The sequence below is a fragment of the Arthrobacter sp. ZGTC131 genome (genome assembly GCF_002929275.1).
Taxonomy (GTDB): domain Bacteria; phylum Actinomycetota; class Actinomycetes; order Actinomycetales; family Micrococcaceae; genus Arthrobacter.
In genome coordinates, this window is the sequence record NZ_PJIK01000005.1 from 50,853 (window position 1) to 66,386 (window position 15,534).

The 15,534-nt window shown below is 66.4% G+C and carries 13 protein-coding genes; 9 read left to right on the top strand and 4 right to left on the bottom strand.

What is annotated here, in order from left to right; translation table 11 throughout:
* Positions 1-11: 11 nt before the first annotated feature.
* The 5 genes from gmk (at position 12) to CXQ90_RS08455 (ending at position 5,729) form a co-directional block, all read left to right on the top strand.
* Positions 12-584: a guanylate kinase gene (gene gmk, locus CXQ90_RS08435; protein WP_104138418.1), complete on the top strand. Its 573-nt coding sequence runs from the start codon at positions 12-14 to the stop codon at positions 582-584.
* Positions 585-623: 39 nt separating this feature from the next.
* Positions 624-884, top strand: coding sequence for a DNA-directed RNA polymerase subunit omega (rpoZ, locus tag CXQ90_RS08440; RefSeq protein ID WP_056635274.1), 261 nt, complete (start codon positions 624-626; stop codon positions 882-884).
* Between the two features lie 40 nt (positions 885-924).
* Positions 925-2,187: a bifunctional phosphopantothenoylcysteine decarboxylase/phosphopantothenate--cysteine ligase CoaBC gene (gene coaBC, locus CXQ90_RS08445; protein WP_104138419.1), complete on the top strand. Its 1,263-nt coding sequence runs from the start codon at positions 925-927 to the stop codon at positions 2,185-2,187.
* Positions 2,188-2,263: 76 nt separating this feature from the next.
* Positions 2,264-3,499 (top strand): methionine adenosyltransferase, encoded by a 1,236-nt coding sequence (gene metK, locus CXQ90_RS08450; protein WP_104138421.1) that lies wholly within the window; start codon positions 2,264-2,266, stop codon positions 3,497-3,499.
* A gap of 85 nt (positions 3,500-3,584) precedes the next feature.
* The gene (locus tag CXQ90_RS08455; RefSeq protein ID WP_258064425.1) at positions 3,585-5,729 is read left to right on the top strand and encodes a primosomal protein N'; all 2,145 of its coding nucleotides are present in this window, start codon (positions 3,585-3,587) and stop codon (positions 5,727-5,729) included.
* Between the two features lie 39 nt (positions 5,730-5,768).
* On the opposite strand, the gene CXQ90_RS08460 is transcribed toward CXQ90_RS08455, so the two are convergent.
* The 3 genes from CXQ90_RS08460 to CXQ90_RS08470 are packed head-to-tail and all read right to left on the bottom strand — an operon-like array spanning position 5,769 to position 8,653.
* On the bottom strand, positions 5,769-6,845 hold the full coding sequence (locus tag CXQ90_RS08460) for a glycosyltransferase family 1 protein (RefSeq protein ID WP_104138422.1): 1,077 nt from the start codon (positions 6,843-6,845) through the stop codon (positions 5,769-5,771).
* Positions 6,842-7,771 (bottom strand): alpha/beta fold hydrolase, encoded by a 930-nt coding sequence (locus tag CXQ90_RS08465; protein WP_104138424.1) that lies wholly within the window; start codon positions 7,769-7,771, stop codon positions 6,842-6,844. The genes CXQ90_RS08460 and CXQ90_RS08465 overlap by 4 nt, the downstream gene beginning before the upstream one ends.
* A 12-nt stretch (positions 7,772-7,783) precedes the next feature.
* Positions 7,784-8,653 carry an aldo/keto reductase gene (locus CXQ90_RS08470; protein WP_104138425.1) on the bottom strand — a complete coding sequence of 290 codons (870 nt, stop codon included), beginning with the start codon at positions 8,651-8,653 and terminating at the stop codon, positions 7,784-7,786.
* Positions 8,654-8,781: 128 nt separating this feature from the next.
* On the opposite strand from CXQ90_RS08470, the gene CXQ90_RS08475 reads away from it, so the two are divergent.
* Complete coding sequence (locus CXQ90_RS08475) at positions 8,782-9,186, top strand: VOC family protein (protein WP_104138427.1); 405 nt, start codon at positions 8,782-8,784, stop codon at positions 9,184-9,186.
* Between the two features lie 666 nt (positions 9,187-9,852).
* Here the strand turns inward: CXQ90_RS08475 and CXQ90_RS08480 are convergent.
* Positions 9,853-10,815, bottom strand: coding sequence for a sugar-binding transcriptional regulator (locus CXQ90_RS08480; RefSeq protein ID WP_104138657.1), 963 nt, complete (start codon positions 10,813-10,815; stop codon positions 9,853-9,855).
* 137 nt (positions 10,816-10,952) lie between these two features.
* Here CXQ90_RS08480 and CXQ90_RS08485 point away from each other — a divergent pair, with 137 nt between their 5' ends.
* From CXQ90_RS08485 to glpK, 3 genes are all read left to right on the top strand, one after another.
* Positions 10,953-12,755, top strand: coding sequence for a glycerol-3-phosphate dehydrogenase/oxidase (locus CXQ90_RS08485; protein ID WP_104138429.1), 1,803 nt, complete (start codon positions 10,953-10,955; stop codon positions 12,753-12,755).
* 173 nt (positions 12,756-12,928) lie between these two features.
* Positions 12,929-13,675, top strand: coding sequence for an MIP/aquaporin family protein (locus CXQ90_RS08490; protein ID WP_104138430.1), 747 nt, complete (start codon positions 12,929-12,931; stop codon positions 13,673-13,675).
* Between the two features lie 93 nt (positions 13,676-13,768).
* A complete protein-coding gene (gene glpK / locus CXQ90_RS08495; protein WP_104138432.1) occupies positions 13,769-15,283 on the top strand; it encodes a glycerol kinase GlpK in 1,515 nt (504 codons plus the stop codon).
* Positions 15,284-15,534 lie beyond the last annotated feature (251 nt).

Consider the following 15,534-nt stretch of genomic DNA (forward strand, 5'->3'; position numbering starts at 1 on the left):
CAAAGGAATACGTGAGCAAGAAACCCGGACTGACAGTCCTCGCAGGTCCTACGGCTGTTGGCAAAGGCACCGTGTCCACCTATATCCGCGATAATTACCCCGAGGTCTGGCTGTCCGTTTCGGCTACCACCCGCGCGCCGCGGCCCGGGGAGGTCGATGGAGTGCACTACTTCTTCAAGTCGAAGGAGGAGTTCGAGTCGTTGGTGGCCGCCGGCGAATTCCTGGAATGGGCCGTGGTGCACGGACAGAACACCTATGGCACGCTGAAGAGCACGGTCAACGACGCCATTGCCGAGGGCCGCTCGGTGCTGCTGGAGATCGATTTGCAGGGCGCACGCCAGGTCAAGGACGCCGTTCCCGACGCGCAGTTCGTCTTCCTGGCACCCCCCAGTTGGGACGAAATGGTCCGGCGCCTGGTGGGCCGCGGCACAGAAAGCGCCGAGGAACAGCAGCGCAGGCTGGAAACCGCTAAACTAGAACTTGCCGCTGAGCCGGAGTTCGATCACACGGTCATCAATGATGACGTTCGACGGGCAGCGGACGAGCTTGTTTCACTCATGGGGCTGACCCCGAACCCGCGCTAGGCGCCGGATCGTGCCAGCCCGTTAGAATTTGGAGAATTCGTGTCCACGAACCTTGAAGGCATCATCAACCCGCCGATCGACGAGCTGCTGAAGGCTGCCGATTCGAAGTACGGACTGGTGATTTTCGGTGCCAAGCGTGCGCGCCAGATCAACGCTTACTACGCCCAGCTGCACGAGGGCCTGTTCGAGTACGTTGGACCGCTGGTCGACACCAAGCTGAACGAGAAGTCGCTGTCCATCGCGCTGCGCGAGATCAACGAAGGCAAACTGGTCGCCACTCCGGTCGAAGCTGCAGAGTAACTTCCGCAGAGTAAACAGACTGCCTGTTGACGGAGGTCACGTGCGCATAGTCCTCGGAGTCGGGGGAGGGATTGCCGCCTACAAGGTGGCGTCGCTCCTCCGGCTTTTTACTGAAGCCGGCCACGACGTCACGGTCATTCCCACCGAAGCGGCCACCCGCTTCGTCGGCGTGGCAACCTGGGAGGCGCTCTCCGGAAACCCGGTGACCAACAGCGTCTTCGACGACGTCCACCTGGTCAACCACGTCCGGCTCGGTCACGAGGCCGACCTGATGGTCGTGGCTCCCGCGACCGCAGACCTGCTGGCCCGCGCCGCGACCGGTCAGGCCAGCGACCTCCTCACCAACACGTTGCTCATGGCCAGCGGCCCCGTGCTCTTCGCCCCCGCCATGCACACCGAAATGTGGCAGCACCCCGCAACGCAGGCGAACGTCGAAACGCTCCGCAGCCGGGGCGCAACCGTGCTGGAACCCGCCAGCGGGCGCCTGACCGGCTCGGACTCCGGTCCGGGCCGCTTGCCCGAACCCGAGGCCATCTTTGAAGCGGCCATGGCGCTGGCCCGCGGCCTGCAGGAGACCGCTCCGGGGCATGGCGGGGCCGAGGTCCCGCTCTTCCCGCTCACCGGCCGGACCGTGACCATCAGCGCCGGCGGCACCCGGGAACCCCTGGACCCCGTCCGGTTCCTCGGAAACCGCTCCTCCGGGAAGCAGGGCGTCGCACTGGCCGCGGCGGCCCGCGACGCCGGAGCAACGGTGCGGCTCATCGCCGCCCACATGGAGGTGCCCGCTCCGTCGGGCGTCGAAGTCGTGGAGGTCGAAACGGCGCTGCAGCTTCGGGAAGCCGTCCTTACGGCGGCAGTCGATTCCGACGTCGTCATCATGGCCGCGGCGGTGGCGGATTTTCGCCCCGCAGACGTCTCCGGCACCAAAATCAAGAAGCGGGACGATTCCGCCGACCCCGTCATCACGCTCATCCGGAATCCCGATATCCTCCATGAACTCGTCGCCGTCCGCGACGCCGGGGGCAACAGCCAGCTGGTGGTCGGGTTCGCCGCCGAAACGGGCGACGCCCACGGCGACGTCCTCGGGTACGCCGAGGAGAAGCTGAAACGCAAGGGCTGCGACCTTCTTGTGGTCAACCATGTGGGTTCGGACAAGGTTTTCGGGCAGGACCACAACTCCGTGGTCATCCTTTCGCGGACCGGCTCCGAACCCCAATCGGCGTCCGGCTCCAAACAGGACGTGGCCGCCGTCGTCATCGATCGCGTCAGCGCCGAGCTGAGCAAGGTCTTTCCGCGAACCTGACGGGCGTAAGGAACGTCTCCTTCGCATTCGGACACACGCTGACGCCCGCCCGTTTGCCAACCAGTAAGGTAGTTGAGTGACTTTACCGCTGCACATTCCAGAATCCCACGGGTCCGTACCGTCCGCGCTCCGGCTCTTCACGTCGGAGTCGGTCACCGAAGGCCACCCGGACAAGATCTGTGACCAGATCAGTGACGCGATCCTGGACGCCCTGCTCGCCAAGGACCCTGAGTCGCGGGTGGCCGTGGAGACCATGGCCACCACCGGCCTGGTCCACGTAGCCGGCGAGGTCACCACGGACGCCTACGTCGAGATCCCGCAGATCGTCCGCGAAACCATCCTGGGCATCGGCTACGACTCGTCCGCCAACGGCTTCGACGGCGCCCGTTGCGGTGTGTCCGTCTCCATCGGCCAGCAGTCGAACGACATCGCCGGCGGAGTCTTCAATTCGCTGGAAGCCCGCGAAGGCCGCCAGGTGGACGACTACGATCTTCAGGGCGCCGGGGACCAGGGTCTTATGTTCGGCTACGCCAGCGATGAGACGCCCTCCTACATGCCTACCCCGATCTGGATCGCCCACCGGCTCTCCGAGCGGCTCACCGAAGTGCGGAAGAGCGGCGAGCTGTCGTACCTGCGGCCGGATGGTAAGACCCAGGCCACCATCGGGTACGACGGCGACCGGCCGGTCTCTGTCGAGACCATCGTGATCTCCAGCCAGCACGCCGAGGGATTCAGCCTCGACCAGCTTCGCGCCGATCTCGCCTCGCACGTGATCGACCCCGTGCTCGCCCTCGCAAACCTGGATATCTCCCGGACAGCCAACATCCTCAACCCCGCCGGCGCGTTTGTGATCGGCGGACCGGTCGGCGATGCCGGACTCACCGGCCGCAAGATCATCGTCGACACCTACGGCGGCATGGCACGCCACGGCGGCGGCGCCTTCTCCGGCAAGGACCCGTCGAAGGTGGACCGCTCCGCGGCGTACGCCATGCGCTGGGTTGCCAAGAACGTGGTGGCAGCCGGTCTGGCCAAGCGGGCCGAGATCCAGATCGCCTACGCGATCGGCCAGGCCCGTCCCGTGGGCACGTACGTGGAAACGTTCGGAACCGAAACCGTGGATCCTGCCAAGATCAGTGCCGCGATCGCTGAGATCTTTGATCTCCGGCCGCGCGCCATCATCGATGCGCTCGACCTCAAGCGCCCCATCTACGCCAAGACCGCCGCCCACGGCCACTTCGGCCGTGACGATCCCGACTTCACGTGGGAGCGCCTGGACCGCGTGGAAGACCTCAAGGCGTACTTCAACGCCTAGGCCGTTGCCCCGAAGGCGTCAGCAGCCAGGAATGTCACACCCGTGTGCTTGGCTGGTGGTCAATTCAGGACGGAGGTAGGCGTTGATGTCTGACGGCATGCCTGACCAGCCCCTGCAGCTTTCCCTGCTGCAGGGGTTTCCCGCCAGTGCCCGGACCGCTGAGGGCCCGCCGTTGGCCAGCGTTAACCCGGTGGCGCGGGTGCTGATCGAATCGTCCCTGCCGCACCTGGACCGGCCTTTCGATTACAGCGTGCCGGCAGAACTCGATGAAACCGCGCAGCCTGGCGTCCGGGTCAAAGTAAAGTTCAGTGGCCAGGAACTGAGTGGCTACATCCTGGACCGGGCCGAGGAGTCCGACGCCGGCCATGTCCTGGTGCCGCTCCATAAAATCGTCTCGCCGGTCGCAGTTCTCACCCCTGAACTTCGGGAGCTCGCCGGCCGTGTTGCCGCCCGGTACGCGGGCACGGTCAGTGACGTGCTCCGCGTTGCCATACCGCCCAGGGTGGTCAAGGTGGAGAAGGAAATCGCGGCCGAGGACGCGCCGCCGCCGGTGGCCGTTTTCCCTCCCGGTGCCGAACCCGTTCCAGTTCCCGTTTCCGGTGCCGTAGCCGGATGGGCAGACTACCGGAACGGCGCCGCGTTTCTCCGACACCTGAGCGCAGGCGGGTCGCCCCGCGCGGTCCTGAGCGCCCTGCAGGGTTTCGGCCCGGACGGCTGGCCCCGGCTCCTTGCCGGGGCGGTAGCCGCCGTTCGGCAGTCCGGCCGGGGCGCGGTGGTGGTTGTCCCTGACTACCGTGACCTGGACCGGGTGCAGTCCGCCATGGAGGAGTTCCTGCCTGCCGGAGATGTCGCCCGACTCACTGCAGACGACGGCCAGACGCCCAGGTACCGCAGCTACGTGCGGGTTCTCAACGGCACTGCCGGCGTGGCGGTGGGCACGCGCTCCGCAGCCTACGCGCCGGTCCGGAACCTCGGCCTGGTGGTCTGCTGGGACGACGGCGACGATCTCCATGTGGAGCAGCGCTCCCCGTACGCCCACTCCCGGGAAGTGCTCCTGCTCCGGGCGGAGCAGGAAGGCGCCGCGTGCCTGATGGCGGGGCACACCCGCAGCACGGAACTGCAGCGCCTCGTGGATGCAGGCTGGGCCATGCCCGTGGAGGCTGAGCGCAGTGTGGTCCGCCGGACCGTTCCCCGCGTGCTCAACACCGCCGACAGCTTCGAAATGGAACGGGATCCCCTGGCCAGGATGGCGCGCCTGCCCGGCGCAGCGTGGCGGACGGCCAAGGAAGGACTGGAACGGGGCCCGGTCCTCGTGCAGGTTGCGCGCTCCGGGTACGCGCCGTCGCTGGCCTGCGAGACGTGCCGCGAGTCCGCCCGCTGCCAGTCTTGCCAGGGTCCGTTGGCCATTGCCGGCGCGTCCGCCGTGCCGCAGTGCCGGTGGTGCTCGACGCCGGCGCCGGCCTGGCGCTGCAGCCACTGCAGCGGCGCCCGGCTGCGCCGCGGTGCCACGGGGGTTCTGCGCACCGCCGAAGAGCTGGGGAGGGCCTTCCCGGGCAAGGCCGTCGTGACCTCCTCCGGGGACCATGTCAAAGCCACCGTCGCGGACACCGGGGCACTGATCGTGGCCACCGTGGGTGCCGAGCCGGTCGCCGCCGGCGGCTATGCGGCCGCCCTGCTGCTCGACGGCGATTCGCTGCTGCGCCGCGAAAACCTGCGGGCGGGGGAGGACGCGGTCCGGCGCTGGTTCAATGCCGCTGCCCTCGTGCGCCCGGCCAAGGAGGGCGGCATTGTGGTGATCACGGCCGACGACACCGCCGCCGTGGGCGCGCTGCTCCGCTGGGACCCGGCCGGATATGCGCAGCGCGAGCTGGCACTGCGCACCGAACTGCAGCTTCCGCCGGCGGTCAGGGTGGCGTCGGTGACCGGGGGACGCACCGCCGTCGGCCATTTCACAGCCTCGGTCACGAAGTTTCTCGAAGGGGAGGGCGTGGAGCTGCGCATCGCAGGCCCTGCGCCGCTGGTTCCTTCTCCGCACGTGCCGGCGCCGGGGCAGGGCGCCGGCGGGGCACCAGCGAGGGCCGGGGCCGAGGACGTCCGCACCCTGTTGTTCATCCCGTACGGCCAGGCCAGCACCGTGACCAGGCTGCTCAGGGCAGCGAAGGCGGCCAGTGCGGCCAAGCGCAGCGAAGACCCAGTGCAGCTGCGGCTCGACGGCGTGGACGTCCTCTAGTCAGGCCTGGCGGCTAGTCATGCCTGCCGGCTTGGCAGGCTAGCGGGCGCGGAGTGCAACCACTTCCGCTGCGACGTCAACCAGCTGCCGGGCGGAGGCGTCCCAGCTGAACTCGTTGGCTCGTTCCACCGAGCGCCGGGACACTTCCTGCCAGTGCCGGTCGTCGCCGAGGCCGCGGACGGCCGCGGCAAAGGCATCGGGCGACTCCGGGTCCACATACGCGGCGACGTCGGCGCCCACCTCACGGAAAATCGGAATGTCGCTGGCGATGACGGGGGTGCCCAGCGCCATGGCCTCCACGAGGGGCAGGCCGTAGCCCTCCGCCTTCGACAGGCTGACCAGCGCCGTGGTGCGCTTGAGCAGCGCGGTGTATTCGTCGTCGGTAACGCCGTTATGGAAGACGACGTCCGCGCTGGCGGGAATCACGGCCTCGAGTTCGGCGCGGCGCTGCGGCGTGATCCGGCTGAGCAGGTGCAGCGTGTAGCCGGAGAGCTCCGCCATCCCGGCGAGCATGGTCTCCACGTTCTTGTACGGCATGAACGAACCCATGTAGAGCAGGGTTTTGTCGGCCCCCGCTGCGGGGTCGCGGGGGAGCTGCGCGGGCTGCGGGGCGTTGCTGACAATGCGAACAGGACGGTTGGTCAGCCGGTACTTGGCCATCAGCGCCTCCGTGGTCCGGCTGATGGTGGCCACGATGTCCGCGCGGTTGAGCAGGAGCCGCTGGGGCCAGAATGCCTTGTGGTAGAGCCGCCACAGGATGCGGACCGGAGCCGGCAGGAAGCCCGGCGGCTCCGGGTGCTCGTAGTAGATCAGGTCGTGCAGCGTCAGCACCAGGCCGTACTTCCGCCCCCACGTGCCCATGGTCTGCATGGGGCACACCACCACGTCGGCGCCAAGTTCATTGACCTTCCGGGCCACGAACAGCTCCTCGGGGGAGAGCGGACTGTTGATCAGCGTGTAGGGCACATCCGGCAGGAGGGCCAGCTGGCCGGGGTCGCAGATGAGCATGGAGACGTCGGCGATTTTCGAAGCCGCGGCGATGAGGCTCGCGCCGTAGCGGCTGATGCCGTCATGGTGGTCCGTCCGGGTGAAACGGGCGTCGATGACAATTTTCACGCGGGGTGGTCCTTCAGGAAGCGTCGGATGAAAGCGGCGGCCGGTTCCGGTGTTTCGTAGTGGATCAGGTGCCCGACGCCGGGAATCACGTCCAGCTCGACGTCCGGGAGCAGAGCGGCAAGCTTGTGCTGGTCCTTCAGCAGGGCGATTTCATCCTTTTCCCCGGCGATCAGCAGGACCGGAAGGGTGAGCTCCCCGGCCACCTCGGCCACGTTGCTGCTGACTGATGCCGTAAAGGATTCCAGCAGGCTCTCGCGGTTGGCGAAGGCGCTGAAGTAGGCATGGTGCTGCCCGTGAATGAAATTCAGGAGCTCCTTGTCCTTTGTCTTGGCCATGGCCATGCTCATGACCCTGACAATGAGCCCGCTCCGCAGCAGAAGCAGGCCCAAGCCCCGGGGGAGCCGGGCCGAGAGCCGGTAGTAGAGAACGGCAAGCCTGGTCATGGCGCCCTTGGCTCCTTCCAGGGCCGGCGCGGCAATGGGGTTGACCAGGATCAGCGGCCGCACAGCCCCCGGATGGCTGGCGACGAAGTGGGCCGCCACGATGGAGCCGAAGGAGTGTCCCAGCAGCACGGTGTCCGGGCCAAGGTCCAACGCCGCCATGAAGTCGCTGATGAACTGACCGTAGCGGCGGACGCTGTGGCCGTCGTCGGCAAAGGCATCTGAACTGCCGAATCCGGGGAGGTCCGGCATGATCAGCCGCATTTCGGGCAGCTGGTCTGCGACCCGCAACAGCCCGTGGTGATCGCCGCGGAAGCCGTGGATCACCAGGATGGTGCGTGTCTGTGGCGTCGTCCGCACGGGTTCGTAGGTCCAGTACGCCACAGTGGTGCCCTGCAGGTCGACGTCGGAGGCCGTGGTTCTGGCTGCAAGGTCGCGGCTGAAAAAGGACGGCGTAGTGGACGGCTCGGAGTCTGCTGTTTGCATGCTGAGTGGATCCTAGTTGACGTTGTCGGGGTGGGAGCCGGTGCGGTAGCCGCGGTCCAGGCCGGCGATGTCCGCCATGTCCAGGGCGGAGAGTTCGAAGCGGAAAATATCGAGGTTCTCCCGGATCCTGTCGGCGGAGCTGGCCTTGGGAATGGCGATGTTGCCCAGCTGCAGCTGCCACCGCAGAATGACCTGGGCTGCCGTCACGTCATGCTCGGCGGCGAGCGCCAGGATGACGGGATCCTCCAGGACCTGGCCGCGGCCCAGCGGGCTCCAGGCCTCCGTGAGGATTCCCAGCTCCCGGTGCTTTTCGCGGAGTTCGGCCTGTTGCAGCCAGGGATGCAGCTCGATCTGGTTGACCGCGGGTATCACTTCGGCGGTCTCCAGCAGCTGGTCCAGGTGCTGTGGCTGGAAGTTTGATACTCCGATAGCCCGCACCTTCCCTTCGCGGTACAGCGTCTCAAGGGCGCGGTAGGTCTCCTGGAACAGTCCGCGCCTGGCGCAGGGCCAGTGGATCATGTACATGTCCACGTACTCGAGTCCAAGGTTGACCATGGACGTATCGAACGCGCGGAGTGTGGCGTCGTAGCCGTGGTCGTCGTTCCAGACCTTGGTGGTGATGAAGAGGTCTTCGCGCGACGTGGGCGGTGCGGCCTCGCCCGAACCGCCCCGGGCAGCCTCCACCCCGTACAGCGAAACGATTCCGCGGGCTACGCCGGATTCATTGCCGTACATTGCCGCCGTGTCGAAGTGCCGGTATCCCGCCTCAAGGGCCGTGGCCACCAACCTGGCAGCGTCCTCAGGCGGAACCTTGTAGAGCCCGAATCCCAACTGGTCGATCAGCACGCCGTTGTTCAGGCTGAGCCGGGGTGAGGTAATCATGGTTATGACTCTACCGATACGGCGCAGGGACGCGTGGAACCGCCAGCGGCAGTGGCGGATGGGCCGCAGCCCTGCCGGCCGGGCATTTCACAAAATCAAGACGACCGCTGCCGTGTAAGACTCAACGGATGACTCGTGATTTGGTGGGCGTCCTGCATCACATTGAACTTTGGGTTCCTGATTTTGAGAAGGCGAGCCGCGAATGGGGCTGGCTGCTATCCGAGCTGGGCTACGGGGCATTCCAGAGCTGGCCGAACGGGTGCAGCTGGCGGCTGGGGGAGACCTACATTGTCGTCGAGGAGTCACCGGATTTAAGCGGCCGAACGCATGAACGGACTTTGCCGGGACTCAATCACTTGGCCTTCCACGCGGGGACCAGCCCTCAAGTGGATGCCATGGCCGCCCGCGGTGTGGAGCACGGCTGGAGGCAACTTTTCGCCGATAAGTATCCGAACGCAGGGGGAGATGGCCATTACGCTGCCTACCTTGTTAACTCCGACGGATTCGAAGTCGAACTCATCGCAACCGGATGACGGCTTTGCCCACGCCCAACGGGACGCCGGGCCAGCCGCTAACCTCGTGATCGCGACGGTGCAACGCCGGAAGAGCAGACCTTGCGCCCAACTAACCAGGCGTGCTCAACGTCAGCGTGACGGGGGAGGCGGTCTCGGGACCCCCGCATCCCACAGTCTCTCCGGTGCGCTGCCAGTGCAGTGGCATCTTTTGCTCTGCGCGGGTGGCGCCGGTGCGGTCGAGAGCCCGCACGGTCGCGGACCCGGGGGTATCCACTTCGAATCCGAACCGCCACGTATCCGAGCCAACCTTCTCGACCGTGATGCGACGCACGGTGGGACCACCACCCGGCGGGAAACCGAGGCCGTTGGCCCCGGTTGGAGCTGCGGTCGGGGATGGAGGTACGGCCTGCGGTGTAGGGCGCTCCGTCGACCGGGAACACGCGTCCGGGGTGCACAGCTGCACCCAGGACACGTTGCGGGTGTCCCCATCCACGGCCACAGTGACGTAATTGGTCCAGGCGATTGCCGGGCAAACCTTCGCGCAGCCCGTAGTCGGCACTAGTGCCGGCAGCAAGACCGTGAGCCATGCAAGGGATCGCAGGACCGCCATGTGGCCAGCATAAGTCCGCGCCACTTTGAGTGGCTATGTCCACGCAGGCGCGCCGCCACCCGCGCGTCAGACGCTCAGTTCGCGCCGTCAAAACTGACCAGGCGCCTGGCCGACGCTTCGTCCAGGATCAGGTCCGTGGCGAGGCCTGCCGCCAAAGCGCCGCGGAGGCCGTTGATTTTGGATGCGCCGGAGACCACGCAGATCCTTCGGCGGACCTGGCGAAGCTGGTGCAGGGAGGGGCCGGTGGACCGCTCGTTCAGCGTGATGCCGTCCGAGGAGCCGTCGCCGCGGAAAAACACCGTGGCCACGTCTCCCACAACGTCGGAGCTCGCGAGGATGTTCAGATCGTCCTCGTCCAAGTAGCCGCCCGCATATACGTGGCTGGGGTAGTCGGCGTCCACGGAGCCGACGCCGAAGATGGCGATGCTCATGCGGGTCTGCAGGTCCAGGATGCGTTGAACGCTCCGCTCATTCCACATTGCCGTCTTCGTCGCAGCATGGTCGAAGAAGGCGGGTACCGGGAACTGTTCCACCCGGGCTCCGTAGGCGCTGCCGAAGCGGCGCATGATGTCGCTCGCGTACGTGATGCCCGTGGTTTGCATGTTGCCCGCCCCGTTCAGCTGCACGATCACACTGTCGTGCGTGATTTTGCGGGTCAGGTGCCTGCTGACGGCGCTGAGGGTGGAACCCCAGGCAACGCCGATGATGGCGTTGGAGTCCACCAGCGGACCGATGGTGCGGGCGGCCTGCATGGCCACGCGGTCCAGTGTTTCGGCCTCGTTCAAGGTGTCCAGGACGGGCACGACGTGCACATCCACCCTGTACTGCGTCCGGATTATCCGCTCGAGTTCCGGGCCGGTGTCCAGCGGACTGCGGATCTGGATCTGCACCAGGCCAGTTTCGCGGGCGGTCGACAGCAGCCGCGAAACCGTGGACCGGGACGTCCGGAGCTCCCGCGCAATGGCGTCCATCTTGAGGTCCTGGAGGTAATACAACTGTGCGGCCCGGAGGGCATCGGAATGTCGTAGACGCGGCATGCTGTTTCCGTTCTGCACGTTTGTGCATAGTGCTTGACTCCATTTTCCATTGCTTCGAACAATAGTGGTGAACGGCGGCGCGTCCCATGGCGCGCCGCCTGAAATAAAGCCCACGGACCAAACCCCAAGGAGCAGTTTTGGGATTCAAGGATTCATCCGGCCATCCGTTCGATTCCAGCGCACGGAGCACGTCCGAGCGCGCTTCGGTGGCCAGCCTGCGGCAGCGGCCCAACGCCCGCGTCCTCATTATCGGAGGCGGCATTAACGGCGTCGGCGCCTTCCGCGACCTCGCCCTGCAGGGTGTGGACGTGGCGCTGGTGGAGCGAGGTGACTACTGCCAGGGCGCCAGCGGCGCCTCCTCGCACATGATCCACGGAGGCATCCGCTACCTCGAAAACGGAGAGTTCCGCCTCGTCCGGGAATCCGTCGTGGAGCGCAACCGGCTCCTGCGGATTGCGCCGCACTATGTGAAACCCCTGCAGACCACCATTCCGATCTTCAGCACCTTCTCCGGCGTCCTCGCGGCGCCGCTGCGGTTCCTGACACACAGGCAGCACGGCAAACCCAAGGAGCGCGGGGCCTTCCTGATCAAGCTGGGACTCAGCCTCTACGATTCCTTTTCCCGTGACGGCGGAAACGTCCCGCGCCACAGGTTCCGTGGACGCAAGCGGGCGCTGGCCGAGTTGCCGATGCTGCACCCCGGCATCAAGTACGCTGCCACCTACTTCGACGCCTCGGTCCATAACCCTGAGCGCCTCACCCTCGACGTGCTCCAGGACGGCGAGAAGGCCGGCGGAAACGCCGGTGCGTGGAAAGCGGGGAGCAGCGCCCGTGCCAGCAACTACCTTTCGCTGGCCTCCATCAAAGCCAGCGGACCCGGTTCCAGCACGGTGGAACTCCGCGATGAACTGACGGGCGAGGTCTTTGACTTCACCGCGGATGTCATCGTCAATACCACCGGTGCCTGGGTCGACCTCACCAACCAGGCGATGGGAGCGCCGACGTCCTTCATGGGCGGCACCAAGGGCTCGCACATCGTGCTGGACCACCCCGGGCTGCTGGCCGCCTGCGACGGCCGCGAGATCTTCTTCGAACACACTGACGGCCGGATCGTCCTGATCTACCCCATGGGAGACCGCGTGCTGGTGGGAACCACGGACGTGGACGCCGACATGGCCCAGGACGCCGTCTGCACCGAAGCCGAAATCGACTACTTCTTCGACCTCATCGGCCACGTCTTCCCCGACGTCGCCGTCGACCGGGGGCAGATCGTCTACACGTTCTCGGGCGTCCGGCCCCTGCCCAGGCACGACGCCACCCAGCCTGGTTTTGTTTCCCGGGACTACCGCATCGAACGGCGGGCGCCGGACGCCGGCGGCAGCGGCGCCGTCGTCCTCAGCCTCGTGGGCGGCAAATGGACCACGTTCCGGGCCTTGGCCGAACACCTGAGCAACGACGTTCTTGCGGAACTGGCCATCGAACGTAAAGTCTCGACGGCGGACCTCGCCATCGGCGGCGGCGCCGGCTTCCCCGACAGTGACGCCGGAATCCAGAAGTGGATCAAGGCGCACATGACCGCGGACCGCGACGCCGACCGCGTGGCAGGTCTCCTGACCCGCTACGGAACCCGCGCCGGCGAGGTCATGGGCTACCTCGACGGCGGTCCTGACAGCCTGCTGCGTTCCACGCGGGAACTCAGCGCCCGCGAGCTGGAGTACATGGCAGCCAACGAGCAGATCGGCCGCCTCGTGGATGTCCTGATCCGCCGCACCTCCCTTGCCTTCCGCGGCCTGGTCACCGGTGAGCTGCTGAACGAGATGGCCGACATCCTGGCGGCCCCGCTCGGCTGGGATGCGGCAGACCAGGCAGCCGAGATCCACCACGCGCAGGAGGTGCTCAAGCGATACCACGGCGTCGAGGTCCACAGCCTCGTCTCCTGAGCCAGGATCGACACAGATCCCGGCGCCCGGGCCGGGCCGCCCGGGCGCCAGTGCCAGGCCGGATCGACGCACAGTCAACCCGGCCCGGCAGCGCCGTCAGCGCCAAAGCGGTGACGGCACAACCGTCCTTCCAACTGTCGAAGGACTGACAACAGAAAATAGAGGAGTCAAAGATGTCTCTTGGATTGGTTTTTCTTTCCGAAGTATTCGGAACCGCGATGCTGACCCTGCTGGGTTGCGGCGTGGTGGCCAACGTTGCGCTGAAAGGCACGAAAGGCAACAACGGAGGATTCCTGATGGTCACATGGGGATGGGGCATCGCCGTGTTCGCCGGCGTCTACGTTGCCGCGCAGTCCGGCGCCCACCTGAACCCGGCCGTGACCCTGGGCCTGCTGGTCAACCGCAAGAGCGAGTATGCCCCCGGCGTCCCTGTGGACTTCGCATCCACCTTCACCTACTTCGGCGCGGAGTTGCTTGGGGCGTTCCTGGGTGCCGTGGTCGCCTGGCTCGCGCACAAGCAGCACTTCGACGCTGAGCCCGAGCCTGCCAACAAACTCGGGGTTTTCTCCACCGGCCCTGCCATCCGTTCCACCCCCTGGAACCTGATCACGGAAATCATCGGCACCTTTGTGCTGGTCTTCGTCATCCTCACCTTCGGCGGAACGCCGTCGGGACTTGGCCCGCTGGCCGTGGCCCTTCTGGTCGTCGGCATCGGTGTGTCACTGGGCGGCCCCACCGGCTACGCCATCAACCCGGCCCGCGACCTCGGGCCCCGCATCGCGCACGCCGTTCTCCCCATCAAGGGCAAGGGATCCAGCGACTGGAGCTACTCCTGGATCCCGGTGGTGGGCCCGCTGATCGGCGGAGCCCTGGCCGGCCTGGTCGGGTGGCTTCCGATCGTCTTCACCGCGGCCACATAACGCCTGATTCACTGCACGACGCCGGCCACACACCGCTTTCAGTTCTCTTACGCACGTTTCCTCATTAGCAAGCACCACGACAAGGACGTCATCATGAGCCAATACGTAATCGCCATCGACCAGGGCACCACCAGCACCCGCGCCATCGTCTTCGACCAGAGCGGCAGTATTGTCTCCTCCGGGCAGATGGAACACGAGCAGATTTTCCCTCAGGCCGGCTGGGTTGAACATGACCCCGCCGAGATCTGGGACAACACCCGCGAGGTCGTTGGTTCCGCGCTGTCCAAGGCGAACCTGACGCGGCACGACATCGCCGCCGTCGGCATCACCAACCAGCGTGAGACGGCGGTGGTCTGGGACAAGACCACCGGCCAGCCGATCTACAACGCCATCGTGTGGCAGGACACCCGGACCCAGCCGATCGTGGATGAGCTGGCACGCGACGGCGGAGCGGACCGTTTCAAGCAGAAAGTCGGCCTGCCGCTGGCCACCTATTTCTCCGGTACCAAGATCAAGTGGATCCTGGACAATGTCGACGGCGCCCGGGCCAAGGCCGAGGCCGGGGACCTTGTCTTCGGCAACACGGACTGCTGGGTTCTGTGGAACCTGACAGGCGGCGTCGACGGTGGCGTGCATGTCACCGACGTCACCAACGCCTCCCGGACGCTGTTCATGGACCTCGACACGTTGCAGTGGGACGAGGAAATCCTGGGCATCTTCGGGGTTCCGGTGACCATGATGCCGGCCATCAAGTCCTCATCCGAGGTCTACGGCACCGTCCACACCTCGCAGCTGCTGCGCGAGGTTCCCGTGGCAGGCATTCTGGGCGACCAGCAGGCGGCCACGTTCGGCCAGGCGGCATTCCAGACAGGCGAAGCGAAGAACACCTACGGCACGGGCTGCTTCCTGATCTTCAACACCGGCGAGGAGATCGTCCACTCCAAGAACGGGCTCCTGACCACTGTCGGATACAAGCTGGGAGACGCGCCGACCCACTACGCGCTGGAAGGGTCGATCGCCGTCACCGGTTCGCTCATCCAGTGGCTGCGTGACAACCTCGGCCTGATCAGCACCGCCCCGGAAGTGGAGACCCTGGCGGCCGCCGTCCCGGACAACGGCGGCGTGTACATCGTTCCTGCCTTCTCGGGCCTCTTCGCGCCGTACTGGCGCTCGGACGCCCGCGGCGCCATGGTGGGACTGACGCGGTTTGTCAACAAGAACCACATTGCCAGGGCCGCGCTGGAGGCCACTGCCTTCCAGACCCGCGAGGTGCTGGACGCGGTCAACGCTGACTCGGGCGTGCCGCTCACCGAGCTGAAGGTCGACGGCGGGATGGTCGCCAACGATGCCCTCATGCAGTTCCAGGCGGACATCCTGGGCGTCCCGGTCATCCGTCCGAAGGTGGTGGAGACCACCGCCCTGGGCGCCGCCTACGCGGCGGGCCTCGCCGTCGGCTTCTGGAAGGACCTCGGCGAGCTTTCCGCCAACTGGTCCGAGGACAAGCGGTGGGAGCCGGCGATGGACCCGGCAGAGCAGGACCGGCAGCTGCGGCTGTGGAAGAAGGCCGTCACCAAGGCCATGGACTGGGTGGACGAGGACGTGAGGTAGGCCGGCGGATAAGCCCGGATCCGTGAACTGTCACGGATCCGGGCAGCCGTTGTGCCCGGAAGCTACCGGGTGTTGCGACTTCGGCGGGAGGAGTGTTGGCGCAGACGGTGCGGCTGGCCCTGCATGCGTGCCGGTCCGGTGTTCGTGCACCATGATTCCCCCGGAGACGCTAAGGTAGAACTATGCGTGCGATCCTCCTGCTTAGCTAGCCGCCCGGTATCCCGGATATACGGACTACCGAGCGGCCGCCC

Excerpts from the sequence above, each read along its gene's own strand:
- CXQ90_RS08480 (WP_104138657.1), bottom strand. The coding sequence starts at position 10,815 with ATGCCGCGTCTACGACATTCCGATGCCCTCCGGGCCGCACAGTTGTAT.
- CXQ90_RS08470 (WP_104138425.1), bottom strand. The coding sequence starts at position 8,653 with ATGATTACCTCACCCCGGCTCAGCCTGAACAACGGCGTGCTGATCGAC.
- CXQ90_RS08490 (WP_104138430.1), top strand. The coding sequence starts at position 12,929 with ATGTCTCTTGGATTGGTTTTTCTTTCCGAAGTATTCGGAACCGCGATG.
- CXQ90_RS08455 (WP_258064425.1), top strand. The coding sequence starts at position 3,585 with ATGTCTGACGGCATGCCTGACCAGCCCCTGCAGCTTTCCCTGCTGCAG.
- CXQ90_RS08465 (WP_104138424.1), bottom strand. The coding sequence starts at position 7,771 with ATGCAAACAGCAGACTCCGAGCCGTCCACTACGCCGTCCTTTTTCAGC.
- glpK (WP_104138432.1), top strand. The coding sequence starts at position 13,769 with ATGAGCCAATACGTAATCGCCATCGACCAGGGCACCACCAGCACCCGC.
- CXQ90_RS08475 (WP_104138427.1), top strand. The coding sequence starts at position 8,782 with ATGACTCGTGATTTGGTGGGCGTCCTGCATCACATTGAACTTTGGGTT.